General features: G+C 36.7%; 22 protein-coding genes, 5 tRNA genes, 1 other RNA gene, 2 pseudogenes and 1 riboswitch. Of the genes and pseudogenes, 18 read left to right on the plus strand and 12 right to left on the minus strand.

The window, feature by feature from the left end:
- Positions 1-74: 74 nt before the first annotated feature.
- A complete protein-coding gene (locus AC1MPL_RS10795; protein ID WP_479765951.1) occupies positions 75-1,313 on the plus strand; it encodes a multifunctional CCA addition/repair protein in 1,239 nt (412 codons plus the stop codon).
- A gap of 242 nt (positions 1,314-1,555) precedes the next feature.
- Here the strand turns inward: AC1MPL_RS10795 and epmA are convergent, their stop codons facing one another.
- Together epmA and AC1MPL_RS10805 are read right to left on the minus strand one after the other, a co-directional pair.
- Positions 1,556-2,530, minus strand: a complete 975-nt coding sequence (gene epmA, locus AC1MPL_RS10800; protein ID WP_479765952.1) for an EF-P lysine aminoacylase EpmA — start codon at positions 2,528-2,530, stop codon at positions 1,556-1,558.
- Positions 2,530-3,597 (minus strand): 4-phosphoerythronate dehydrogenase, encoded by a 1,068-nt coding sequence (locus AC1MPL_RS10805; protein WP_479765954.1) that lies wholly within the window; start codon positions 3,595-3,597, stop codon positions 2,530-2,532. Before AC1MPL_RS10805 ends, epmA begins: the two co-directional genes overlap by 1 nt.
- 234 nt (positions 3,598-3,831) lie before the next feature.
- Between AC1MPL_RS10805 and AC1MPL_RS10810 the strand changes: the two genes are divergently transcribed.
- Together AC1MPL_RS10810 and AC1MPL_RS10815 are read left to right on the plus strand one after the other, a co-directional pair.
- Positions 3,832-4,659 carry an SDR family oxidoreductase gene (locus AC1MPL_RS10810; protein ID WP_479765955.1) on the plus strand — a complete coding sequence of 276 codons (828 nt, stop codon included), beginning with the start codon at positions 3,832-3,834 and terminating at the stop codon, positions 4,657-4,659.
- Positions 4,660-4,894: 235 nt separating this feature from the next.
- Positions 4,895-5,671 (plus strand): DUF481 domain-containing protein, encoded by a 777-nt coding sequence (locus tag AC1MPL_RS10815; RefSeq protein WP_479765956.1) that lies wholly within the window; start codon positions 4,895-4,897, stop codon positions 5,669-5,671.
- A 42-nt stretch (positions 5,672-5,713) separates the two neighbouring features.
- Here the strand turns inward: AC1MPL_RS10815 and AC1MPL_RS10820 are convergent, their stop codons facing one another.
- Positions 5,714-6,619: a LysR family transcriptional regulator gene (locus tag AC1MPL_RS10820; RefSeq protein WP_479765958.1), complete on the minus strand. Its 906-nt coding sequence runs from the start codon at positions 6,617-6,619 to the stop codon at positions 5,714-5,716.
- A gap of 99 nt (positions 6,620-6,718) precedes the next feature.
- Here AC1MPL_RS10820 and AC1MPL_RS10825 point away from each other — a divergent pair, with 99 nt between their 5' ends.
- A complete protein-coding gene (locus AC1MPL_RS10825) occupies positions 6,719-7,705 on the plus strand; it encodes an aldo/keto reductase (protein WP_479765959.1) in 987 nt (328 codons plus the stop codon).
- Between the two features lie 786 nt (positions 7,706-8,491).
- Here the strand turns inward: AC1MPL_RS10825 and AC1MPL_RS10830 are convergent.
- The 4 genes from AC1MPL_RS10830 to coaD all read right to left on the minus strand — a co-directional run bounded on the left by AC1MPL_RS10830 (position 8,492) and on the right by coaD (position 9,770).
- Positions 8,492-8,568: transfer RNA gene (locus tag AC1MPL_RS10830), tRNA-Met, on the minus strand.
- Positions 8,569-8,628: 60 nt separating this feature from the next.
- Positions 8,629-8,986: RNase P RNA component class A (gene rnpB / locus AC1MPL_RS10835), an RNA gene on the minus strand.
- Positions 8,987-9,006: 20 nt separating this feature from the next.
- A complete protein-coding gene (locus AC1MPL_RS10840) occupies positions 9,007-9,276 on the minus strand; it encodes a YfhL family 4Fe-4S dicluster ferredoxin (RefSeq protein ID WP_479765960.1) in 270 nt (89 codons plus the stop codon).
- A gap of 5 nt (positions 9,277-9,281) precedes the next feature.
- Entirely contained in the window at positions 9,282-9,770 is a 489-nt protein-coding gene (coaD, locus tag AC1MPL_RS10845; RefSeq protein ID WP_479765962.1) for a pantetheine-phosphate adenylyltransferase, read from the minus strand.
- 153 nt (positions 9,771-9,923) lie between these two features.
- Here coaD and smpB point away from each other — a divergent pair, with 153 nt between their 5' ends.
- The gene (smpB, locus tag AC1MPL_RS10850; RefSeq protein WP_023273775.1) at positions 9,924-10,400 is read left to right on the plus strand and encodes an SsrA-binding protein SmpB; all 477 of its coding nucleotides are present in this window, start codon (positions 9,924-9,926) and stop codon (positions 10,398-10,400) included.
- A gap of 59 nt (positions 10,401-10,459) precedes the next feature.
- Here smpB and AC1MPL_RS10855 read toward each other — a convergent pair whose 3' ends face one another.
- The 3 genes from AC1MPL_RS10855 to rluD form a co-directional block, all read right to left on the minus strand.
- A complete protein-coding gene (locus AC1MPL_RS10855) occupies positions 10,460-11,014 on the minus strand; it encodes a flavodoxin family protein (protein ID WP_479766222.1) in 555 nt (184 codons plus the stop codon).
- A gap of 29 nt (positions 11,015-11,043) precedes the next feature.
- Positions 11,044-11,793, minus strand: a complete 750-nt coding sequence (gene pgeF, locus AC1MPL_RS10860) for a peptidoglycan editing factor PgeF (protein ID WP_479766223.1) — start codon at positions 11,791-11,793, stop codon at positions 11,044-11,046.
- 77 nt (positions 11,794-11,870) lie between these two features.
- Positions 11,871-12,923, minus strand: a complete 1,053-nt coding sequence (gene rluD / locus AC1MPL_RS10865; RefSeq protein ID WP_479765963.1) for a 23S rRNA pseudouridine(1911/1915/1917) synthase RluD — start codon at positions 12,921-12,923, stop codon at positions 11,871-11,873.
- Between the two features lie 73 nt (positions 12,924-12,996).
- Here rluD and AC1MPL_RS10870 point away from each other — a divergent pair, with 73 nt between their 5' ends.
- From AC1MPL_RS10870 to AC1MPL_RS10880, 3 genes and pseudogenes are all read left to right on the plus strand, one after another.
- Complete coding sequence (locus tag AC1MPL_RS10870) at positions 12,997-14,061, plus strand: outer membrane protein assembly factor BamD (protein WP_479765965.1); 1,065 nt, start codon at positions 12,997-12,999, stop codon at positions 14,059-14,061.
- 115 nt (positions 14,062-14,176) lie between these two features.
- Positions 14,177-14,543: pseudogene (locus AC1MPL_RS10875) on the plus strand (CHC2 zinc finger domain-containing protein); the annotation flags it as partial.
- Positions 14,544-14,635: 92 nt separating this feature from the next.
- A pseudogene (locus AC1MPL_RS10880) lies at positions 14,636-16,030 on the plus strand (DNA primase); the annotation flags it as partial.
- Positions 16,031-16,073: 43 nt separating this feature from the next.
- On the opposite strand, the gene AC1MPL_RS10885 reads toward AC1MPL_RS10880, so the two are convergent.
- A complete protein-coding gene (locus AC1MPL_RS10885) occupies positions 16,074-16,352 on the minus strand; it encodes a hypothetical protein (protein WP_479765966.1) in 279 nt (92 codons plus the stop codon).
- Positions 16,353-16,655: 303 nt separating this feature from the next.
- Complete coding sequence (hemA, locus tag AC1MPL_RS10890; RefSeq protein WP_479765967.1) at positions 16,656-17,945, minus strand: glutamyl-tRNA reductase; 1,290 nt, start codon at positions 17,943-17,945, stop codon at positions 16,656-16,658.
- A gap of 89 nt (positions 17,946-18,034) precedes the next feature.
- Here hemA and AC1MPL_RS10895 point away from each other — a divergent pair, with 89 nt between their 5' ends.
- From AC1MPL_RS10895 to pth, 10 genes are all read left to right on the plus strand, one after another.
- Positions 18,035-19,756, plus strand: a complete 1,722-nt coding sequence (locus tag AC1MPL_RS10895; protein WP_479766224.1) for a tetratricopeptide repeat protein — start codon at positions 18,035-18,037, stop codon at positions 19,754-19,756.
- Position 19,757: 1 nt separating this feature from the next.
- On the plus strand, positions 19,758-20,357 hold the full coding sequence (lolB, locus tag AC1MPL_RS10900) for a lipoprotein insertase outer membrane protein LolB (RefSeq protein ID WP_479765968.1): 600 nt from the start codon (positions 19,758-19,760) through the stop codon (positions 20,355-20,357).
- Between the two features lie 2 nt (positions 20,358-20,359).
- Entirely contained in the window at positions 20,360-21,181 is an 822-nt protein-coding gene (gene ispE / locus AC1MPL_RS10905; RefSeq protein ID WP_479765969.1) for a 4-(cytidine 5'-diphospho)-2-C-methyl-D-erythritol kinase, read from the plus strand.
- Positions 21,182-21,190: 9 nt separating this feature from the next.
- Positions 21,191-21,265: transfer RNA gene (locus AC1MPL_RS10910), tRNA-Gln, on the plus strand.
- 28 nt (positions 21,266-21,293) lie between these two features.
- Positions 21,294-21,368: transfer RNA gene (locus AC1MPL_RS10915), tRNA-Gln, on the plus strand.
- Between the two features lie 16 nt (positions 21,369-21,384).
- Positions 21,385-21,459 (plus strand) — tRNA-Gln (locus AC1MPL_RS10920).
- 91 nt (positions 21,460-21,550) lie between these two features.
- A tRNA-Gln gene (locus tag AC1MPL_RS10925) sits at positions 21,551-21,625 on the plus strand.
- A 36-nt stretch (positions 21,626-21,661) separates the two neighbouring features.
- A complete protein-coding gene (locus AC1MPL_RS10930; protein ID WP_479765970.1) occupies positions 21,662-22,615 on the plus strand; it encodes a ribose-phosphate pyrophosphokinase in 954 nt (317 codons plus the stop codon).
- A gap of 100 nt (positions 22,616-22,715) precedes the next feature.
- On the plus strand, positions 22,716-23,012 hold the full coding sequence (gene rplY, locus AC1MPL_RS10935; protein ID WP_479765971.1) for a 50S ribosomal protein L25: 297 nt from the start codon (positions 22,716-22,718) through the stop codon (positions 23,010-23,012).
- 21 nt (positions 23,013-23,033) lie between these two features.
- Positions 23,034-23,612, plus strand: a complete 579-nt coding sequence (gene pth, locus AC1MPL_RS10940; RefSeq protein WP_479765973.1) for an aminoacyl-tRNA hydrolase — start codon at positions 23,034-23,036, stop codon at positions 23,610-23,612.
- Positions 23,613-23,837: 225 nt separating this feature from the next.
- Positions 23,838-23,980: riboswitch (FMN riboswitch) on the plus strand.
- Positions 23,981-23,991: the final 11 nt, after the last annotated feature.

Consider the following 23,991-nt stretch of genomic DNA (forward strand, 5'->3'; position numbering starts at 1 on the left):
AAAAAGGTTTGAATTTCAGACTTGTACAAACCTCTATTCTAATGCATGATGATGCTAAGAATAGAGGTTTTTTCATGCGTGTTTATTTAGTTGGTGGCGCTGTCAGAGATCAGCTTCTTGGCCACCCCTATCAAGAAAAAGATTATGTCGTTGTTGGTGCAACCCCTGAACAGCTTATTCAACAAGGATACCAAGCTGTAGGGAAAGATTTTCCTGTGTTTTTACACCCAAAAACCAAAGAAGAATATGCACTTGCAAGAACAGAAAGAAAAAAAGGTCGTGGATATCATGGCTTCGAATTTATTACCGACCCAGACATTACACTAGAGCAAGATTTATTACGGCGTGATCTTACAATCAATGCCATCGCTCAAGATGAAAAAACAGGTCAAATTTATGACCCCTACCATGGTCATAAAGATATAGAAAATAAAATTCTACGCCATATTTCAGATGCTTTTGCAGAAGATCCATTACGTGTATTACGTATTGCTCGATTTGCTGCACGTTATGCAAGTTACGGTTTCACAATTGCACCAGAAACACTTAGCCTGATGCAAAAACTAGCAAATTCTGGAGAGCTTGAAAGCCTTACACCTGAACGTGTTTGGAAGGAAACATCTCGAGCCCTTTTAGAAAAAAATGCAGATGTATACTTTAAAGTACTCCGTGAATGTGGTGCGCTCGAGGTTCTTTTCCCGGAAATTGATGCACTCTTTGGCATACCCCAACGTCCTGAATATCACCCTGAAATTGACTGTGGTATACATACACTCATGTCTTTACAACAAGCTTGCAGGCATGAATATAGTTTAGACGTTCGATTTGCTGTTTTAGTCCATGATCTTGGAAAAGCACTGACTCCAAAAGATATATTACCTCGTCATATTATGCACGAAGCTCGTGGTGTAAAACCTGTAACACAGATGTGTGAACGCTTAAAAGTTCCTACAAATACTAAAAAACTTGCGATTTCAGTCTGTAAAGAACATCTCATGTGCCATCAGGCTTTAATACTAAAACCGGGTACATTTTGGCGCTTACTACAACGTCTAGATGTTTTAAGAAGACCTGAAAAGGTAGAAGAGTTTATTCAAGCATGTGAGTGTGATGCACGCGGGCGCTTAGGTTTAGAAAATAGACCCTACCCTCAAGCAGATTATATGCGACAAGCAATTCAATGTGTTCGTAGTATTAAAGCACATGACCTACCAAAAGAAGTTAAAGGCCCAGATATTGGAGAAATGCTTATTTCTTATCGGATCAAAGCACTAGAAATGCTAAAAGAGAAGTTTCTTTCAAAGCAAAATTAGTATAGGTTTTATCTAACATGTAGTTTACGCTAAGAGAATACTCTTAGCGTAAACATAAAATCTACATTATAAAAATGACTACTCTACTGTTTATTATTTTCATGCTCCTTGCATACTACTATATATCCAACAACTTACCCGACAGTATCGTCGGTTACATTATCTCATTAATAATTGGTATATTGGTACTATGCACATATAAAGCTATTACAACATATTACTCAATTCAATAACTCAAAAATCTATGCTATATCTGCTGGAAAAGTAATTACTTCTGACAGTTTAAACTTATTTTGTGCCACCATTAATAAGCGGTCTACGCCAAGCGCAATACCTGAACATGCAGGCATATTAGGTAATGCTGCAAGTAAATGCTCGTCTAAAGGCATTGTACTTAAGCCTTGTTTTTCACGTGCTCGATTATCCTCTTCAAAACGCGATCGCAAAACATCAGCATCCACTAACTCATCATAGGCATTGGCAAGCTCTAAACCTTCGATATATACTTCAAATCGAGCCGCAACCTCCTCCCCATCGTCATCTATACGTGTCTTTGCCAAAGAAGCCATTTCAGGTGGGAAATCAGTTAAAAATACTGGTGTATCGAAGCCTAAACTTGGTTCTACTATATGGGAAAATAACAGATCCATATATGCAAGACGATCTTCAGCTAAATCAATATGAATACCCACACGCTTTGTTGCTTCTTTTAAATCGTTTACTGTTGCTTTTAATGGGTTCAAATTTAAACGATCTTGAAAGGCATGCTTGTAGCTTAAAATAAGCGGTCTAATTTCTGAAAATCGATCAGATAAACAGACTTGTAATAAATCTGCTGTTTCATGCATCAAATCTTTTAATGAAAAGTTAGGGCGATACCATTCAAGCATCGTAAATTCACTATTGTGTTTTTTACCATGCTCATCATCTCTAAATACTTTACAGATTTGATAAATAGGCCCACTACCACTAGCCAATAAACGTTTCATTGCAAACTCAGGAGAAGTTTGTAAATAGTGCTCATTTACCTTTCCTCCTAAACTTCTATTTGCCGTTACGGAAGCTAAATGAACATCCGTCACACCTGCTGCAGAAAGAATAGGTGTTTCAACTTCTAATACATCTCTTTCATTAAAAAACTGACGAATTTGTGCATACATTTTTGCACGTGCTTGTAATGCTTTCATGTCACACGTAGGTGCATAGCTTAACGACATTATATATGTGCTCCATGTGATGACCATTCTCGGCGTAATGGATAACTTTTGCGTAATTGATCAAAACTGTACTGATCTATAATTCCATCTTTTAAACATGCACGTAATCGCCGATCATCTTCTAAAATTGGATATATCTCGAAAATATACTTTTTAAGAACACTTTTTAGATCACTCGACCCCTCAAAGAATTGCTCACATGCAGACAACTGGGTTTTAAAGTCTTTATTTTGGACGAAGTCATAATATTTACAAAACTCTTCGTAAACCATTTGAGTACCTCGCGCTTTGCCTTCTAAACTGTAACCTGCAATATGTGGTGTCACTAAGCTAATATGCTTAAGTAATGCCTCACTAATTAATGGCTCATACTCAAACACATCAAGCACAACTAAACGCCCAGTACGCTTTACATCTTTAAGTAAAGCCTGTTCTGAAATAACTGCACCGCGTGCACTATTGATAAGAATGGTTTCTTTAGGTAAAGATTGAAAAACGTCATCATTGAATAAGTGATATGTCGGATAATCACCATCTTTAGTCAAAGGAACATGAATTGAAATCGCATTTGCATGTTGCAATAATACCGATAGTTCAACCTGTGTAACACCATCTATGGTTACAAATGGATCATATGCAATGACATTCCATCCAAGTAACCTTCCAAGATGAGCTAAACGACAACCTACATTTCCAAGCCCAATAATACCTAAAGTAAAATCCTTATTTGCATCTAATAAATTGATATTCAAGTGTGCCAAAGCAGTAACAACATACTCTGCTACTGCTTGAGCATTACACCCTGCGGCATTTTTCCACTCAATATGCTGTGACTGCAAATAATCTATATCTAAATGATCAGTACCAATAGTTGCACTTCCAACAAACTTAACAGAAGTATCTTTTAGTAAATCTTCATTTACTTTAGTGACAGAACGCACAAGCAACGCATTAGTATCCACTAAATCTTTAGCTTGTAATGTTCGACCTGCATGTAATTGAATTTCTGCAATATCTGAAAAGAAATATGATGCAAAGGCAAGATTCTCATCTGCAACAATTTTCATTGAGCACCACCTAATACGAAAATACGAATGCCCACATCATAAACCACATATAAGCCTATTGTTTCGTTTTTTTAACAACTCACCAATTTTTCAGAGAACGCTTTATACTGATACGAAAGCTTATATAGTAAGAAATAAATTCATAAATATTCTTTGACTCATTCTTATATTTAATGATTCAGAGTTTTATCGTCAAAATAACACTTTTAATGAAAATGATACCGGAGGACTTCCATGTCTAATCCTGATTTAAGAAGCGTTGAACAAGTACACAATTTTATTCGTGAGAACTATAAAGGCACAGGTAAACTTGCGGGGAAAGTTGTTGTAATTACTGGTGGGGGCACAGGCATTGGTCGTGCAATGTCTATGCATGCGGCTACTGAAGGTGCAGATATTGCGATTACAAGCTATACATCCTCTCAAGCACAAGCTGCTTCTGTAAAAGAATGGATTGAAAAACTTGGTAGAACATGCCGAGTTTATGAAGTAGATCTTGGAGATAAAGAAAAAACACAAGAGTTTGCAAACAACGTATTGCGTGACTTTGGAAAAGTAGATGTTCTTGTAAACAATGCAGGAGCTCAATTTCCAAAAAATAATCTTGCAGATATTTCCGATGAACAGTGGAAGAAAACATTTAACATCAATTTAGATGCGATGTTCTATTTAAGTAAAATCTTCTTACCACAGTTTAAAGAAGGTGATTCTATTATTAACGTTGCTTCTGTAAATGCTTATATTGGTTTAAAAGAATTGGTCGATTACTCATCAACAAAAGGTGCAATGATTAGCTTTACTCGCGCGCTTTCTAATCAAGTTGCACATAAAGGTATTCGCATTAACTCTATTGCACCAGGTCCAATTCTTACACCTATTCAAGGCACATGGAGCGATGTAGATAAATCCAAGCTAGATGATTTAGGTAAAGATACACCAATGCAACGCTATGGCTTACCTCATGAAGTTGGTCCAAGCTTTGTTTTTCTTGCAAGTGAAGATGGCTCATACATTACAGGCCAAACATTACACATTAATGGCGGTATTATGGTGAATGGTTAATTATATCGCTGTATAAGATAACAGCTTATATAGCGATATCTAAATATTAGATTTTGTCTTAAACATCATAAAACAACATTAATTTAATTTTCACAAAATATATTTACAAAAACGACTAAAAAAAAGTTACATGTATCTATTATGTAATTTTTTTTGATTATTGTTTAGCATCAAAGCACAATTAACCGAAGATATAGCTATCTTTACTCAAACAAAATCAAAATACGAGATTAAAATGCGTAAGAAAATTATTATTGGTATTTTAACAACTTTAGCATGCTCTTCACTATTTGCTGCAGACCTAGGACCAACACGCACAGGTGGGGCAAGTACAATAAAAGTTGATAACGATAAACCATTTCGCTTAGAAGGTGATATTGGTTACCTCTTTAACAATAGTAAAACAACTGATGGTAGCTCAACAAATAAATCTAATCTAACCGCACGTATCTTATTTCAACGCCAAGTAGGTGTCTGGGGTCAAGAAGTTCTTGCAAGTGCTGTCAGCACGCATGATGACAATGCAAAAAACAATATCGAACGCTATTTACTTGCTGGAAAAGTATCTCATAGTAGTTCAGACACTGTTTACCAATTCGGTAAATTAACTGCTGAAAAAGATTTAAGCAGTGCCTTTGACTATCAATTAAGTGCAACAGGTGGTTTAGGTCTAAATTTAATTAAAGATGATAGACAGTCACTTTCTACTGAAATTGGTGGCGGTTATCGTTTTAGTAAAGAGAAAGTTGCTCCACAGGATACAACTAATGAATTAGTAGGTACTCTGGCAGCGTTCTATGAATACAAAATTACACCTTCTGTTCGTTTCAACCAAGACTTAGGCTATGAATTTGGTCAGGACTCTCGTACATTCCGTTCAAGAACAGCATTAACAACTGATTTAACAAAACACTTTGCAGCATCTGCAAGCTATAATATTAAAGATATTCAAGCAGATATTGGTAATAGCCGAGACTCTTTACTCTCTCTTGGCTTAAACTATAAATACTAAAATATTTTCCAATAAGAAAAGGATGCATGTGCATCCTTTTTTTCAATGCATTACACCAGTCGACTGCTGAACCCAATCAATAAAACATCGTGCAGCACGAGAAATATTTTTACCAGTTGCGTAGTATAAATAAAATGGTGCGCTAGGATAGTTATACTGATTCAAAATACGTTTTAGTTCTCCACTATTTTCATATATTGCAACCAAGCTATCATAAACATAAATAATGCCTAGATGATTTAAACCTGCCTGAATCATCATCTGATCTGTATTTACAATCATATTTCCATTCGTTTTTTTATGAATATGCTTTTGCCCATCAAAAAATTCCCATGCATAATTTTCACCACTTGGGAACTTTCGCTGTATACAATTAAATGATGAAAGCTCATCTATATTTTGTGGACACCCATATTTTTTTAAAAATGTAGGTGAAGCAAATGGTCTTAGAGAAACATGACTTTCGAAACGAATTGCTATCATGTCTTTAGGAATAGACTCGTAGAATCGAATACCAAAATCAAAACCTTCATCAATAATATTCACAAGCCCATCTGAAACTAAAACTTCAAGCTCGATGTTGGGATACTGTTTTTTAAACGGTATAAAAACTTGTTCAAAAAACAAATCTTGTACAATACGTGGGATGCTTATTTTTACTTTTCCTTTAGGTATAATTTCATTCGTTGTAAATTGCTCACAGGCATTTATATACTGCTTGTAAATAGGTGTCACACTCTCTAAAAAATCTTGCCCTTTCTCTGTCAAAGACACACTACGTGTTGAACGATGAAAAAGCCTTACCTCTAAGCGCTGTTCTAAATTATTTATTGTTGTCGTAATCGCAGGTGGTGTGACATTAATCATTTTTGAAGCTCGTGCAAAGCTTAAATACTTCGCTACTGTCATAAATACATGTATTTGATGAAACTCTGGGATTCGACTCATTCTTTAATTATTTTTAATAAACCATTAAATTTAACTCAATTGTAAATCAAACCTTGCTCACTTACTTTAATAATACCGTAAATAATTGAGATAAACACAATGAAACAACGAAAAATTGGTGAGTTAGAGGTTTCTAGTATTGGTATGGGCTGCATGGGCATGAGTTCAGCATATGGTGGCTTAGAAGAAAAAGAAGCAATATACATACTTCATCAGGCTGTAGAGCTCGGTATTAATTTTTTCGATACCGCAGAAGTTTATGGTCCTTTTACCAATGAAGAACTACTGAAGAAGGCTTTTAAAGACCATAAAGACATCTTTATTGCAACTAAATTTGGGTTTCAACTCGACCCAAGCAAAGAAGGTATTGATCAAGTATGTGGCTTAGATAGCCATCCTAAAAACATTCGGAAAGTAGCAGAAGAAAGTTTAAAACGTTTAGGTCGCGAAACAATTGACTTATTTTATCAGCATCGTGTAGATCCAAACGTACCTATTGAAGATGTCATTGGAACAATGGCTGACCTAATTCATGAAGGTAAAATTCAGCATATTGGGCTGTGTGAAGTTTCTGCGAATACCTTACGTAAAGCACATGCAGTTCACCCCATTACTGCAGTGCAAAGTGAATATTCGTTATGGTCACGTGAAGCTGAACAAAAAATATTACCAACATGTACAGCACTTAATATTGGCTTTGTACCTTATAGCCCGCTTGGTCGAGGCTTTCTCACAGGTCAACTACACATAGAAAATCTTGCAGATAATGATTTTAGAAAAAACCTACCTAGATTTCAAAAAAATTCAGTTGAACAAAACCATTATCTTATTCAACAGCTAGAACAAATTTCACAATTCTATCATTGTTCGAATGCACAACTTGCACTTGCATGGATGCTACATAAATATACACACCTTGTCCCTATTCCAGGAATACGCAGAATGAACCACTTACAAGATAATATTGCTGCAAGTGAAATTATATTAGATCAAGAAAATATTCAAAAAATCGATAACATCTTTCTTTCTGAACATATTGCAGGTGCACGTTATAATGAGAAAGAGCTCCAAATGATTGATATATAAATATACTTACTTTTCAATAAACTACCTAACCATACTCTTTATACATTATGGTTTTTGGTGAAGATGACCCATTGTATATATAGTCTGAACCCTGTAAAAATATAAGTTGCGTTCTTATATTTTTTGCAGTGGTTTCAGCAATTATAGCAACAACAATCTTCTCCCACTCACAACCGATACATTAGCTACTTTCTTGCTCTTTCAATCTATAATACCACTTCAGCATAATTTAAACCTGACTCTGAAACCAAGTTGTTATAAAACTGGTCTCAAATCCTTTGCAGTTTTAAATTCGTACAATATTTCTCCATAGTGTTTTTATTTAGTATTTTTTCTAGCTTTATCTAAGTTTTCTACTGCATATAATTATAAATTATGATTAGACATTCCTTCCATTAGTATAGCTACTAATGGAATAGACTAAGTTTATCTGCAATCACATCCATAATATTTATTATAGAGCATTTGACTCTAGTCATTTTTTGCATTGCCAATTGGCCTAGCCATGCACTTCAAATGTCATTAGAACTTTATAAACTATAAATATTAATCAACATCTGCGAGCTAAAAAACCATTAATTTTTTGATTTATTATCGTGGCTATTTAAAAATATTGCTATTTTAAATTAAATAATAGTTAGTTACTATTAAGGCTAGTCAATTATTCTAAATTTAAAGAAATAACTACATTATTTATAAATAGAAACTAAGATTAATAAAATTGTAGAAAAACATATATAATTAAGACATAAAAAAAGACCATACAAGGGTGCATGGTCTATAAAATGGTGGCTATGACTGGACTTGAACCTGTGACCCCAGCATTATGAGTGCTGTGCTCTAACCAACTGAGCTACATAGCCGAAAACTGTTTGCGCATTCTATTTGCTAAAAAAAGAATAGTCAACACTTTTTTCTAAAATCTGTGAAGTGAGCCTGTAAGCCGGGTTCTGTCAAGAACGATCATTCCTCTAGGCGTACAATCACTCATACGCTCAAGCGACCTACCCGAATCCAGTATGGGCCATACCTATGTGGATTCCTATTTGGTCTTGCTTCAGGTGGGGTTTACCATGCCATGTACTGTTACCAGACATGCGGTGCGCTCTTACCGCACCCTTTCACCCTTACCATATAAATATGGCGGTCTACTCTCTGCTGCACTTTCCGTTGGCTTACGCCACCCAGGCATTACCTGGCACCTTGCCCTGCGAAGCCCGGACTTTCCTCCCCTACTTTAGTCACGAAGACCTCCATAGCAGCGACCGTCCAGCTCACTTCGGCGCACATATTAGCAAATCTTACTCAGAAATGCTTGTATTTTTTTGATCAATTAAACGATGATATTTTTCGAGTAAAATTTCTTCACTTTCTTCATGCTCAGGATCTTTAGGAATACAGTCAACAGGACAAAAAAGTTGACACTGTGGTTTGTCATAATGCCCTATACATTCCGTACATAAATTAGGATCAATCTCATAGATCACATCACCAAGATAAATAGCTTCATTTGGACATACTGGTTCACAGACATCACAATTGATACATTCATCTGTAATATACAATGACACGTTTATTACCCTTTTGCATACTTACGCTGAAATGCTTGAACAACATGCTCAGGCACGAATTTTGAAACATCACCATCTAAACGAGCAATCTCACGCACCATTGTTGATGAAATAAATGAGTACTGTTCGGATGGCGTCAAGAATACTGTTTCAAACCTTGCATCTAAGGTTCTGTTCATATTGGCAAGTTGAAATTCATACTCAAAATCAGATACTGCTCTTAAACCACGTAGAACAGCTGTTGCATTTTGTTCATTAAAGAAATTAACAAGCAAACCATCAAAACCAATAAACTTAATATTGTCTAGCTCGGAAAAAGATTGCTGTGCAAGTGAAACACGCTCATCTAAAGAAAAAAGTGGCTTTTTATGATGTCCAGCAGCAATTGCTACAATAACCTCATCGAACATCTTAGATGCTCTTACAACTAAATCAATATGACCTTTTGTAATCGGATCAAATGTTCCAGGATAAATGATACGGCTTTTAGACATCCAAATTACACTCAAATTTTTTCATATAACATACCATTCTAACAAAAACTTGATTTTTAGAGAATGGACTCCATAACAGCCTTTAATATAAGAAACACTTCACCTCGTCTAAAGTTTACGGCACAATAGATGCAGATTTGGAATATATAGATTATGGCGAACGTAAAAGTAGTTAAAAAAAATAATGGCGGTACAATTGCACAGAATAAGCGTGCCCGCCATGATTATTTTATTGAAGAAAAATTTGAAGCAGGCCTTTCCTTACAAGGTTGGGAAGTAAAGTCTTTGCGTGCAGGTCGTATGAGTCTTGTCGAAAGCTATGTTATTTTTAAAAATAGTGAAGCATATCTTTTTGGTGCTCAAATCCAGCCCCTACTTTCAGCTTCTACCCATGTCGTACCAGAAGCTACTCGCTCTAGAAAGCTGTTGCTGTCTAGAAAAGAAATTGAAAGACTTATGGGAGCCGTGAACCAGAAAGGTTACTCATGTGTACCTTTAGCATGCTATTGGAAAGGTCATCTTGTTAAGCTTGAAATTGCTCTTGTAAAAGGTAAACAACTTCATGACAAACGCGCCAGTGAAAAAGACCGTGACTGGAAACGCGACAAAGCAAGACTCTTTCATAAATAATAAAAAGCCCTCTACATATGGAGGGCTTTTATATTAAATACGATCACTGTAGGTCACTTCTAGCTTTTTATTCTTTGTAGAGTCAAAGCAACATACTCACCAAACCATAAAGCTGTCTTCAAATCACCTTCAGGCGGTGTAATATCCACAGGCGCATTATCCGACTGCGTCATTAATCCTAAATGGCTAGCTAAACGGTTTAAATCTAACTCTGTATGTCCTTTAGCAAGCAGTGGTAAACCCGTCCATAACATTCCATGTTGCATTGCAAAAAGATTTATTTGCTGTAATACAGAAAGTTTATCTCCACTTAAACCACCTGAGTTTGTAAATCCTGCCGCCATTTTCCCTTGCCATGCACGTGACATCCAACGCTTTGATGTACTGTCCATAAACATTTTAAATGGGCCCGAAACACTCCCCATATACGTTGGTGAGCCAAAAATTATACCGTGAGATTGATCTAGAATTTCCCATTGAATATCTTCAATAGACATGAGAAAAACTTTTACACCCATCTTTTCTGCACCTTGAGCTATATAGCTTGCAACCTTAGCAGTATGGCCATAAGGACTATGATAAATAATAGATAAGATTTTTTCAGATGCCGACATGGTATTAGACACAAGTGGTTTAAACCCGACTATTTTACCATGAATTTATTTATAAATACGAATGTTGCCATTCTTCCTGTTTTAGGCTGACGCCGATAAGAAAAATAATCCTTATTTTGTGAAAAAGTACATTCTGTTCCACCTAAGATCTGCAATACACCAAATTGCTTTAAAATATATGCAGCAATCGCATATAAATCAGCATATGCTTTATTTTCTATGTTTTCTTTAGTTAAAAATGCAGACTCAATAGCATATTTTTTACAAAATATTTCTTTAACCTCTAGGCCAATTTCAAAACTATTTTGACCAATACATGCACCTAACCAAGCCCATGTCGGTGGTTTTTTCATTGTTTTAATCGTACTTTCAATAATACCAGCCGCAAGACCTCTCCAACCTGCATGTACATTTGCAACTTCATCATCATTCCCAAATACAATAGGTAAACAGTCAGCAGTCATAATCATTAGTGCATGACCCTGCATTTGCGTAATAAGACCATCACCTACACGAGGGGAAAATTTAATTTCATCATTAACAACATGGCAGATGGTACTATGTGTTTGCTGTAACCATGTCATTTTTGACACATGGAATGGCTTTAAATACTCTAGCAATGCAATACGATGTGCATGTACACGTGCTTCATCATCACCAACATGTAATGCCAAATTAAATCCATCTAATTCAGACTGCTTTGCAGGCAAACTACTTTCAAGTTCTAATCGAGTTTGTCCAACATATATTCCTTTGGGTAGTCCCTCTACAAATCGAATCATCTTCTTCATCCCTATTTAAATCAAAGAAGCACCTGACTACTTGTACTTCTTTGATATTTTTGCAATCTATGCTTTTAGTATGCTTTATTTTCTTCACGTAATACTGTTACTAATGCAGTAAAATCATCTGGCCACGGCGCTTCAAAAAGCATCTCTTCCTGAGTTCTTGGATGAACCAAGCCCAATTTAGCAGCATGTAAAGCTTGACGGCGAAATCCTCTTAACATTTCAGTTAGTCGTTCAGATGCACCTGCAGGTACACGCACACGATTCATATATACAGGATCACCGACTAGTCCATATCCAATGTAGCTAAAATGTACACGAATCTGATGTGTACGTCCTGTCTCTAATTGCGCTTGTACTCTTGTAAAATGTTGAAACCGCTCCTTCACATTATAGTGTGTAATAGCATCTCTCCCCCCGGGAAGAACAGCCATTTTTATACGATCTACAGGGTGACGTTTAATCGGTTCATCGACTGTACCACCTGCAATAATATTGCCATAGACAATTAGATCATACACACGATAAACAGATTTACGTGCCAACTGCCTAGAAAGTGAGAACTGCGCTTCCAATGTTTTAGCAACAACAAGCAAACCTGAAGTATCTTTATCTATACGATGAACCAAACCTGCACGAGATAACTCAGCTGTTTTAGGTGCATAGTGTAGAAGTGCATTTACCAATGTACCCGATGGATTCCCTGCACCCGGATGCACAACCATACCTACAGGCTTGTTAATGACTAAAATATCATCATCCTCATAGACAATATCTAAAGGAATATTTTCAGGTTTACTGCGAGTTTGTTGCTCTAGTTCAACATCTAGTGTTAAAAGCTCTTTACCTTCGCAACGATATTTAGGCTTAACTACATTTCCATCGACTAATAAATGGCCATCTTTCATCCATTGCTTTAGCTTTTCACGAGAAAAATCGGGCCATACTGTTGCAGCTACTTGGTCTATTCGTAGACCTAAATACTGTTCATCCAACTGAAATTGCAACGATAAATGTGTTGCAGTTGCCGAAGAATTATGATTATCTGCATCATCAATCTCTTCAAGTAAGTTGAAATCTGTTTCAGTGGAATTAGAATGAGAAGAATTTATCGAAGTCATTTGGCTCATTAGAACAATTAATGGTTTAATAGTGCCATTGTAGCTCATTGCCCGTATTAACTGAGGAATTTTTATGTCGCTACCACGTTATAAAGTTACGATGCTTGCACTTTCTTTAGGCATTGCTTGTACATTTGTGGGCTGTAGCAGTAATCCATCAAAAAAAGAAGCTGATCTTGGCCCAAAAATGAGCGAAGAAACATACTACAGCGCTGGACAAACTGCTTTAGATAAAGGTCAGTACAACGAAGCAGCAAAGAATTTTCAAGCGATTGATACATACTTCCCAACAGGAACTCATGTTGAACAAGCACAGCTTGATCTTATTTATATAAAATTTCAACAGAAAGATTATCCAGGTGCTATCTCGGCATCTGAACGCTTTATTCGCTCCAACCCAGATGCGCCTGAAGCAGACTTAGCATATGCTTACTATGCGCGTGGTGTTGCAAATATGGAGCAAAACTATGACGGTATTATTCGTTATACATCATTAAAACAGTCTCATCGTGATGTTAGCTATCTAAAAGTAGCATATCAAAATTTTGTTGATTTTATTCGTCGTTACCCCTCAAGCCAATATGCAGTAGATGCTGCTGAACGCATGAGGTTTATTGGACAAGAACTTGCAGAACACGAAATGGAAATCGCTAGATTCAACATTAAGCGTCAAGCATGGGTTGCTGCTATCGATCGTGGTCAATGGGTTATAGAACATTATCCTGAAACACCTCAAATTCCTGAAGCACTGGCAACAGTTGCTTATAGCTATAATGCTCTTGGCGATCAAACGACAGCAAATCAATATATTAATGTACTTAAACTGAACTACCCTAACTTAGTTAAAGCAAATGGTACAGTGAACTTAAAAGCAGCTCGCCATGAAGGAAGTTTCTTGAACCGTGCAACCCTTGGTATTTTTGGTCGCGGTGAAGAAAACTCAGTCAAAAGTCAAACTACTCATAATTCTCGTAGTTTAACAAACCGTTTAAGCTTTGGGTTATTAGACCGTCCCGACCATCATGAGGCCGTAAAACCAACTGTAGAAACACAACCTAGCGTTAGCCAAACACCAAAACGTAGCTGGTTAAACCGCCTATCTTTTGGACTCATCGATAAGTCTAAAGTTGTAAACTAAGAAGAGTCTTTCGAAATACTCATAAAAGGTAAGCAAATGCTTACCTTTTATTTTTTGCTTATCAAAAATTTGATAAACTAAAATGCCACATTTTTGATAAGCATGTGTCCATTATATGGCTATTCCACAGCAGACTATTGACCAAATTCTAGATCGTATCGATTTAGTCGAACTTATTGGACAACGTGTCAAACTCAAAAAAACGGGAAGAACCTATTCTGGATGTTGCCCTTTTCATCAAGAAAAGAGTCCTTCATTCCATGTTTATCGTGATAAACAGTACTATCATTGCTTTGGTTGCCAAGCAAACGGAAACGCAATCCGATTTTTAATGGAATATGAAAGCCGAGGCTTTCCCGATGTTGTTAAAGAACTGGCAAGTATCGCAAGTATTGAATTGCCAAAAGAACAGTTTGATACCAAGAAGCCAACATATATAAAAACTCAAACTAAACCAAACACACACGCAGAAAGCACAGATACCTCTCCTGCATTTAAAGCAGCACATGACCCTTTTGAATTTATTGAATCAGATCATGCAAATGACTTCACAGTGCTTGAAGAAAGCTTCACTAAAGAGCATCAAGAAGGAAACCTATATGATCTACTTGAAAATATTGCACAATACTATGAACAACAGCTCACTCAGCACCCCCATGCACAGCAGTATTTTCAACAACGTGGCTTAACACAACAAACCATTCAATCTTGGCGATTAGGCTATGCACCTGAAGGTTGGCAACATCTTGAGCAAGCTTTTCCACAAGATATTGAGGGCATAAAACAAATTGGTCTTATTCGCACAAGTGATAACGGAAGGGATTTTGACTTATTGCGTGACCGCGTCATATTCCCTATTAGAGACAGTAAAGGTCGTGTTGTCGGCTTTGGTGGTCGTGCGCTAAATAACGAAATTAAACCTAAATATATTAACTCACCAGATTCCGATGTTTTTCATAAAAATCAACTACTTTATGGCTTATACGAAGGAGGAAAAAATAAAGCACAAGATTGGCTCATGGTTGAAGGCTATATGGATGTAATTGCTTTAAGCCAAGCAAATATTCACGGTGCTGTTGCAACGCTAGGCACAGCAAGCAATACAGATCACCTTAATATTCTATTTAGACGAAATCACCGTATAACAATTGCTTTTGACGGCGATAGTGCGGGTCAAAAAGCAGCACGTAGAACACTCGAAATTGCACTTCCATTACTCAATGATGGGAGAGAGCTGAAGTTCTTCATTCTCCCAGATGAACATGACCCAGACTCACTCATTCGACGCGAAGGTGTAGAAAAATTTAAAGCTCTTTGGGAGCAATCCCCCTTACTTTCTGACTTTTTATTTGCGCTTCTTAGTCATAGTTACGACATTTCAAGTCCTGAAGGCAAAAGCCAAGTTATGGCGGAGTTACGCAGCCTCACTAATTTACTGCCACAAAAAGGTTCTTACCGTTATTTATTAAACCAATCATTTCGAGAAAAACTCGGCTTAGGTAAACGATTCACCCCTAAAGTAAGTAACGATGCTGCATTATCTTTTAATATTCAAACACGCATAGAAGACTATGCCATAGCCTTACTTATTAGCCATCCATTTTTATATCAACAATTTTCAAGCTTACAAGAACATATTCCTAAAGAAGAATTACTTTCTGAAATTTTAGAAATCTTAAAGGCTTTGTTTAACACTCTTCCAGAAGAGCAAGATGCCGCAATGTATTATATATTAGGCGCAACAAGTGAATATCATCATATTATTTTAGAACTATTACAACGAACAAATATATTTAGTTTAGTTGATACACCCGAAAAAGCATTTAACCTTGCTCAGGAATACACCCTAACTTTAAAAGGTGCTTATTTACGTAGAAAAATGAAAAAACCCCAGTCATTACAAGAATCACAACATCTTCGCAAACAACTCAATGAGCTTACAAAGCAAATTAGTTTACAGCTTCTATAATAAGTTTTTTCAGGGCAAAGTCTTTGCCCTGAGCATAAACAATTTAATGAAAAAATTGATTATATTTACTACGAACAAACTGCTGAACTTTTAATTTTTTTACCTGCTCTAAAACACTATGCTGCTCTTCAAACTCTCCATCAAATACACCAACTGAAATTGACGGTATATTCATTCTTATCTTTTCAGGTAAATCATGAATAATAACTGTTGCTTTTTCATTCATCTTTACAAAAACTTGATGTTGATAACTACGACTTTGACGAATAAGAGGTAAATCAGATGCTTTCGATAGCAAGTTAGTTACATCGATATGTTTCATATCTGACTCCTATATCTTAGCTTATAAGATATTTATAAATAGAAAAAAGCTGAATTCAATAATGGATATAAAACCAACTTACCCCTAAAGATCGAAGATTTTAAATCCTATTTATTTTATTATAACCTTATGATTTATTCTGCCAATACATATACAGATATGTCTAATTAAAACAAAAACAAAATTATTTATTTATATAATAAAATCAAAATATTAAATAAAAATAAAAAAATGACTTATCAGTTCAAACTTTTAAGTTGACGAAAGACATGTAATAAAGTGCCTATTCAACACAAACTCAATCTAATGATTTTTTTTAGGAATACGGTTGTTTGCCAAAATTTGCTGTAGATTTTCTTTCATCCAGTCAAAATACTCAGGATCATTTTCTTTAACAGCTTCTCGTAAAAGTAATGAGGTTGGATGCAATAATTTTTGTGTTAAACGATGTGAAAAGTCATTTAGTACTTTTTCTGCATCTTCACCACTTTGTAGCTGCTGTAGTGCTAAGCTCAGCTCCTGCTGTTGAACATGATTTCCTGCATCTCGGTATGCTGCAATTACCCCACTCGCTCTTTTTACTTTCTGTTTAGATACAAGCTGTGTTGCTAACTGGTTAACCATAACCTCAGCTTCAACTGCTGCTTGACGACGTTGTGCAAGATTCTCATCAATTACCGTTTGTAAATCATCTACACCATATAAATATACACCATCTAAGTTTTCTACTTTTGGATCTATATCTCGTGGTACAGCGAGATCGACCATCAACATCTGTTGATAGCGTCTTTTCTTTAAAGCAGCTTTTACTTCCTTATAGTCAATCACCTGATGCAAACTTCCTGTACAACTTGAAATAACATCAGCACGATACAAATGATCAGCTAATTCTACAAAAGGTATGATCTCAACATCAACAAAGGAAGAAATTTCGTCTCTTAAATTTTCAGCGCGTTCAAGCCCTCTATTACAAATAAGAATTTTTGCAACACCCATATCGGCCATATGCTTCGCAACTAAACTATTCATTTCCCCTGCTGCAACCATAAGTACAACCAGCTTCTCAGGATGACTAAATACCTGATGTGCAAGTTGTGCAACTGCATATCCCATAGATACTGCATGACTACCTACTGCTGTTTCAGAACGTACACGCTTAGCAGCATAAAAAGCATAATCAAAAATACCATTTAAAGCCGAAGAAACAGTTCCTGCATCTTTTGCCAATGAAAGCGCTGTCTTAACCTGTCCTAAAATTTGAGGCTCACCCAACATTAAAGAATCCAAACCACTTGCTACACGCATTAAATGTGAAACAGCCTGAATATTTTCATAGCGGTATACATGATTAAACAATTGCTTTACATCAATATCATTGGTTTGTGCTAACCAAGCCAATAAAATGTCTATATTTTCAGCGTTTGCATAAATTTCGGTGCGGTTACAGGTAGAAACGACAACAAGATCATTTAAGTCTTCTTGTTCACTTTGTTTAGACAACAAAGTACTTAAGCGTTCTGCATTAAAAGCAATACGCTCGCGTAATTCAACAGAGGCTGTATGATGGTTGACACCAAGGGCAAAAAACGTCATGTCGTCATATCATCATTTAACTAAAATTTTGCATGTGTTATTGTGCATCATGAGTGTCATAATAAGCTAGATATTTGGATAAAGAAACTTTGCAGCAAACCATTCGCCAAAACTCAAATACATTGTTTCGGCAATATTCTAACACAATCTTACTGTTAGGTAGCATTGCCTTGAGTGGCTTGTCTACCACTAGCTTTGCACAAAATATAAATCAACATTATAAAACTCTCCCACTAAAACAAAGCATGGTTGCAGAATTTGCACTCAACTATAACCAGCCTAAACTTGCTGTATACAACTATAAAAATCTTGCATTACATACAGACTCAACTATTGCCAAACAACGTGCATTAGATGTAGCACTCGAAGCAAATAGCTTTAACATTGCTCTAGCAATTGCATCACACTGGGTACAACAAGACCCATCGGATGTACCAGCACTATTTTATCTCACACATATTTCACTAAAAGCTCATAAATATGAACTTACAGCAGAAACACTTGATAAAATTCTAAGTATTGATTCAGATGCCGATCTGGCTGAAATACTTACTGGAATTTCACCAGATAATCAACATGATAGAGATATTTTACTTCATGCGTTACGACACAGTAAAGCAAGAAGAAACCCTTCAATTCTTGTACTCATTTCAAGCTTAGAAGCACAAAACAATGACTTACCACAAGCACTCAAAGATGTACAACAAGCGCTAAAGAAAAAACCAAATGTTACTAGCTTCATTCTACTCAAAGCCAGTTTACTTGAAACATCAGGCAATGAGAGCGCAACAGAAGCTTGGTACAACAAATCAATCCAATCTCATCGCTATAATTATGAAGTACGTTTAGCTGAAGCCAAATATCTTATTCGTATCGGACAAGCCGAGCGCGCTCTAAAAAAGCTACAAACTATTGTACGCATATGGCCATCTTCAGATGAAGCTGTTTTCATTGCTGGGCTAACAAGCATTGACTTAAAACGATATAGCATGGCTGAAAACTTTTTATTAGAGTTAAAAAATTCACAACAATATCAAAATGAAGCCAACTATTACCTTGCAATTAATGCAGAACGTAAACAGCACTACGAAACAGCAATGGCCTATTATAGACTAGTCAATGGAAGCTTATATACCGTTTCTAGACGCAATTTAATTAATATTTTTGATAAAACAAATCGGTTAAGTGATGCTTTACGCTTTCTTACACAAGAGCGAGTAAACTACCCACAGTACGCAAGTTTCCTATATCAGTTACAAGCAGATATTCTCAAAAAAATGCAAAATAAGCCTGCTGCTATTGAACTACTTAGTGAAGCAATACAAAACTTACCCGATGATCCAGACCTCATCTATGCACAAGTTTTACTACTCAACCCTTACCAAGACAAAGATATACTTGAAAAAGATTTAAATCGTTTATTAGAGCTTGATCCAGAAAGTCCAACATACTTAAATGCTTATGCTTATACACTTGCTCTACAAAACCGACGACTTTCTGATGCACGTGAATATGTGGAAAAGGCACTAAACAATGCACCTGATCAAGCAGCTATTTTAGATACTTATGGTTATATTGCATTTCTACAAAATGACTTTAAAACAGCAATCCCTGTATTAGAAAAAGCATATTTATTTAACAACAATCCAAATACTGCTTTACGTTTAGCACATGCATTCTATCTTACCAATGAAAGTAAAAAATTTACCGAATTAGCACAACAGTTGGCAATCGACTTCCCTAACAATAAAGATATTCAGCAACTCCAAGCACTATTACTCCCCCAACAAGAATCTATGAGCAGTAAATAAAATGCGATTAATCACTAAACTTAGCCTTGCTTACGTCATGGGCAATATACTTACCCTTAGTGGATGCCAAAACTATGTCCAGCCACATCAAGCCACTCACACATTGCCTTCAAAGCCTGTAAAAAAAAATATATTTCAGCTCGATGGAAAAATTGGAGTAAGAACAGCTGAGCAATCAGGAAGTGCCTTTTTCACATGGACTCAGCAAGACAACTACTTCAATATCGACCTTACAGGCGCTTTAGGCATTGGAAAAACGCATATCGAAGGTCAACTTGGACAAGCTACCCTAACAAGTGCAAAAACAGGCACTATTTCTGCAAATTCGCCTGAAGAACTACTTGAGAAAGCAACTGGTTGGCAAACACCTATTACAGATCTTATTCAATGGGTACAAGCTAAAACTGCAACCCATACAGCACGAACAACAACAGACTCACAAGGTAGATTAATCAATATTGTAGAGGATGGCTGGAATGTAAGTTTAATTTATTATAATGAATCCCAAACATTGCCTAATAAACTAATTTTAAAACAAGTACTGCCAAATGAGCAGGAAAATCGCATTATTATGGTTATTCAAAATAGGACAATGAATTAAAAATGATCAAGGCCGCATCCCCTGCAAAAATTAATCTCTTTTTACATATTACTGGTCGCAGACAAGATGGCTACCATGAGCTACAGACTATATTTCAGCTCATTGACCTATATGACTGGCTATCATTCAACCAAATAGACTCAGATCAAATCATTATAGAGGGAATACCTTCAGTCGATAGCACAGATAATCTCATCTATAAAGCAGCTCAATTACTTAAGCCTTATGCAAAAAATAATCATGGCTTGCATATCAAAATTGAAAAAAATATTCCTATGGGAGCAGGGCTTGGTGGAGGCTCTTCAAATGCTGCCACTGCACTTATTGTTCTTAATCAAATATGGCAATGTGGCTTAAATAAAGTCGAACTTGCACATTTAGCACTACAACTCGGCGCAGATGTCCCTATATTTATATATGGAAAAAATGCTTGGGCTGAAGGCATTGGAGAACAAATATCCCCTATTAATTTGCCTAAAAAATGTTACATAATCCTCAAGCCTGACTGTTTTATCAGCACCCAAAAGCTTTTTTCACAAAAAACATTGACAAGAGACTCAAAGCCCTCTAAATTTTGCGCCTATCAACAACAGCCATCGAATTTTGGAAATTGTTTTGAGCATCTTGCGAAAAAACTTTACCCTCAAGTTGATGAAGCAATGCAATATCTAAACCAATTTGGAAATGCAAAGCTTACAGGAACAGGTGCTTGTGTTTTTGTTGAAACAACTGAAAGTATGAATGTAGAGCATATTTTAAAAAATTCACCATGTAACACTTACTTGGTAAATAGTTTAGAAGAATCTCCACTTATTCATCTTTAAGTTAATTGTAGGGGTATCGCCAAGTGGTAAGGCAGCGGGTTTTGATCTCGCCATCCGTTGGTTCGAATCCAGCTACCCCTGCCATTATTTTCACCTGAGATTTTTGTATACTAGGGGTATCGCCAAGTGGTAAGGCAGCGGGTTTTGATCTCGCCATTCGTTGGTTCGAATCCAGCTACCCCTGCCAATACAAAAATCATGCTAGGGGTATCGCCAAGTGGTAAGGCAGCGGGTTTTGATCTCGCCATCCGTTGGTTCGAATCCAGCTACCCCTGCCAATTTGATATACAAAAACAGCGTGCATATTTTTCAATAATGTCATTTTTTCTTGACAATATTGAATAAAAACTTTAAAGTTTTGCACACATTAGGGGTATCGCCAAGTGGTAAGGCAGCGGGTTTTGATCTCGCCATCCGTTGGTTCGAATCCAGCTACCCCTGCCATATTCTTCTAAACATGCCAACCGCCAAGGGTGCTTCATGCCCAATCTTGTCGTTTTTAGTGGAAACGCCCATCCACAATTCGCTCAAAAAGTTGTAAGCCATTTACATGTGCCTTTAGGCTCTGCTTCTGTTACCCGCTTTTCAGATGGTGAAATCGCTATTGAAATCACTGAAAATGTTCGTGGTAAAGATGTCTTTATCGTACAGCCTACATGTGCACCAACCAACGATAACCTTATGGAAATCTTGGTAATGGCGGATGCCCTACGTCGTGCTAGCGCTGGACGTATTACAGCTGTTATCCCATATTTTGGTTATGCACGCCAAGACAGACGTCCTCGTTCTGCTCGTGTTCCAATTACAGCAAAAGTGGTTGCAGATATGCTCACAACTGTTGGAATTGACCGTGTAGTAATGATTGACCTGCATGCAGACCAAATCCAAGGTTTCTTCGATATTCCTGTAGATAACATCTACGGTACACCTGCTCTACTTGCTGACTTACGTCAACAGCAGCATGACAACCTTATGGTTGTATCGCCAGATGTAGGTGGTGTAGTTCGTGCTCGTGCTGTTGCAAAACTACTTGGTGATATCGATCTTGCAATTATCGATAAACGTCGTCAAAAAGCCAATGTATCTCAAGTGATGCATCTTATTGGTGATGTAAAAGGTCGTGATTGTGTCATCGTTGATGACATGGTTGATACTGCAGGAACGCTCTGTAAAGCGGCTGATGCACTTAAACAATTTGGTGCGCGTCGTGTTGTTGCCTATGCAACTCACCCTGTGCTTTCTGGTAAAGCACTTGAAAATCTACGCAACTCAGTCATTGATGAGTTGGTAGTCACAGATACAATTCCATTATCTCAAGAAGCACAAGAACTTGGAAAAATTCGCCAAGTTTCTGTGACAAGCATGGTAGCTGAAACAATTCGTCGTATTAACAACGAAGAATCCATTAGCGCAATGTTTGATAGTTATCTGTAATAACTGACTTCTTAAAAAAACCCTAACTTTACGTTAGGGTTTTTCTATCACTAGATTGGTCGCAAATCTAGTTTTTATTCATTTTAATGAGGATTATCTCATGGCTAAATTCGTATTAAATGCTCAAGCACGTGCTGAAGATTTACAAGGGAAAGGTGCGAGCCGCCGCCTTCGTCGTGAAGCACTCGTTCCTGCTATCATCTACGGTGGTGAAGCTGAACCTGTTACAATTACTTTAGAACTTCGCGAATTAACTCGCCTTCTACTAGAAGATGGTTTCTTCACTGAAACTTTAGAAGTTAAAATTGGTGACAAAACTGAAAGCGTTAAAATCCAAGCTTTACAGCGCCACCCTGCTAAAAATACACCTATGCACGCTGACTTCGTTCGCGTGTAATAGATAAAAGAGCGTTTTTTCGTGAATAAAATTTCGCTCATTGTCGGTTTGGGTAATCCTGGTTCACAGTATGCCCAAACCAGACATAACGCTGGATTCTGGTTTGTTGAACGTCTTGCCGAACAATACAATATTCATCTTAAAAATGAAGCAAAGTATTTTGGTATTACAGGACGTGGACAAATTCATGGACAAGATGTGCGCCTTCTCCTACCAACAACGTTCATGAACAAATCTGGTCAAAGTGTTGTACCTTTCTCAAAGTTCTATCAGATTCCCCCTGAATCTATTCTCATAGCACACGATGAACTTGATATGAACCCAGGTGTTATCCGCTTAAAATCAGGCGGTGGACATGGCGGACATAATGGCCTTAGAGATATTGTTCCTCATATTGGTGCGAATTTTCATCGTCTACGCATAGGTATTGGACACCCTGGCTCTAAAGATCGTGTTTCAAGTCATGTACTTGGTAAAGCACCAAGTAGTGAGCAAAATCTAATGGATGATGCAATTCACCATGCACTAAGCAAAGTTGACTTACTCATCAATGGCAATATCCCCCAAGCCATGAATCAAATTAATGCTTATAAACCCTAATTTCTTGCGTATATTTTTAAATTGGTACTGACAACCATTTAGTAGGGGCTATTTCCTTGAATTTCACCATCACACATAGGGTCGAAGTTGGAAATATTGTTGCTAGTAAAAATTACTGTTATAAACCTCATATATCGAGCAGACAAATAAGCTTTATAAAAATAAAGCATAAGACATTGCTATAATCCATTGAAATTCGTTAGATTTGCTGTCTATAATTCTGAGGTATCTCTTCAGGGCGGGGTGTAATTCCCCACCGGCGGTAATCTTCTTATAAGAGTCAGCCCGTGAGCTTTATACATCGGTATTTAGCAGATTTGGTGAAACCCCAAAGCCGACGGTTATAGTCCGGATGAAAGAAGATGACGTTCTCAATCTT

This window comes from Acinetobacter sp. N1-1, from assembly GCF_056711485.1.

Excerpts from the sequence above, each read along its gene's own strand:
- AC1MPL_RS10795 (WP_479765951.1), top strand. The coding sequence starts at position 75 with ATGCGTGTTTATTTAGTTGGTGGCGCTGTCAGAGATCAGCTTCTTGGC.
- epmA (WP_479765952.1), bottom strand. The coding sequence starts at position 2,530 with ATGTCGTTAAGCTATGCACCTACGTGTGACATGAAAGCATTACAAGCA.
- AC1MPL_RS10805 (WP_479765954.1), bottom strand. The coding sequence starts at position 3,597 with ATGAAAATTGTTGCAGATGAGAATCTTGCCTTTGCATCATATTTCTTT.
- AC1MPL_RS10810 (WP_479765955.1), top strand. The coding sequence starts at position 3,832 with ATGTCTAATCCTGATTTAAGAAGCGTTGAACAAGTACACAATTTTATT.
- AC1MPL_RS10815 (WP_479765956.1), top strand. The coding sequence starts at position 4,895 with ATGCGTAAGAAAATTATTATTGGTATTTTAACAACTTTAGCATGCTCT.
- AC1MPL_RS10820 (WP_479765958.1), bottom strand. The coding sequence starts at position 6,619 with ATGAGTCGAATCCCAGAGTTTCATCAAATACATGTATTTATGACAGTA.
- AC1MPL_RS10825 (WP_479765959.1), top strand. The coding sequence starts at position 6,719 with ATGAAACAACGAAAAATTGGTGAGTTAGAGGTTTCTAGTATTGGTATG.
- coaD (WP_479765962.1), bottom strand. The coding sequence starts at position 9,770 with ATGTCTAAAAGCCGTATCATTTATCCTGGAACATTTGATCCGATTACA.
- smpB (WP_023273775.1), top strand. The coding sequence starts at position 9,924 with ATGGCGAACGTAAAAGTAGTTAAAAAAAATAATGGCGGTACAATTGCA.
- AC1MPL_RS10855 (WP_479766222.1), bottom strand. The coding sequence starts at position 11,014 with ATGTCGGCATCTGAAAAAATCTTATCTATTATTTATCATAGTCCTTAT.
- rluD (WP_479765963.1), bottom strand. The coding sequence starts at position 12,923 with ATGACTTCGATAAATTCTTCTCATTCTAATTCCACTGAAACAGATTTC.
- AC1MPL_RS10870 (WP_479765965.1), top strand. The coding sequence starts at position 12,997 with ATGTCGCTACCACGTTATAAAGTTACGATGCTTGCACTTTCTTTAGGC.
- AC1MPL_RS10885 (WP_479765966.1), bottom strand. The coding sequence starts at position 16,352 with ATGAAACATATCGATGTAACTAACTTGCTATCGAAAGCATCTGATTTA.
- hemA (WP_479765967.1), bottom strand. The coding sequence starts at position 17,945 with ATGACGTTTTTTGCCCTTGGTGTCAACCATCATACAGCCTCTGTTGAA.
- lolB (WP_479765968.1), top strand. The coding sequence starts at position 19,758 with ATGCGATTAATCACTAAACTTAGCCTTGCTTACGTCATGGGCAATATA.
- ispE (WP_479765969.1), top strand. The coding sequence starts at position 20,360 with ATGATCAAGGCCGCATCCCCTGCAAAAATTAATCTCTTTTTACATATT.
- AC1MPL_RS10930 (WP_479765970.1), top strand. The coding sequence starts at position 21,662 with ATGCCCAATCTTGTCGTTTTTAGTGGAAACGCCCATCCACAATTCGCT.
- rplY (WP_479765971.1), top strand. The coding sequence starts at position 22,716 with ATGGCTAAATTCGTATTAAATGCTCAAGCACGTGCTGAAGATTTACAA.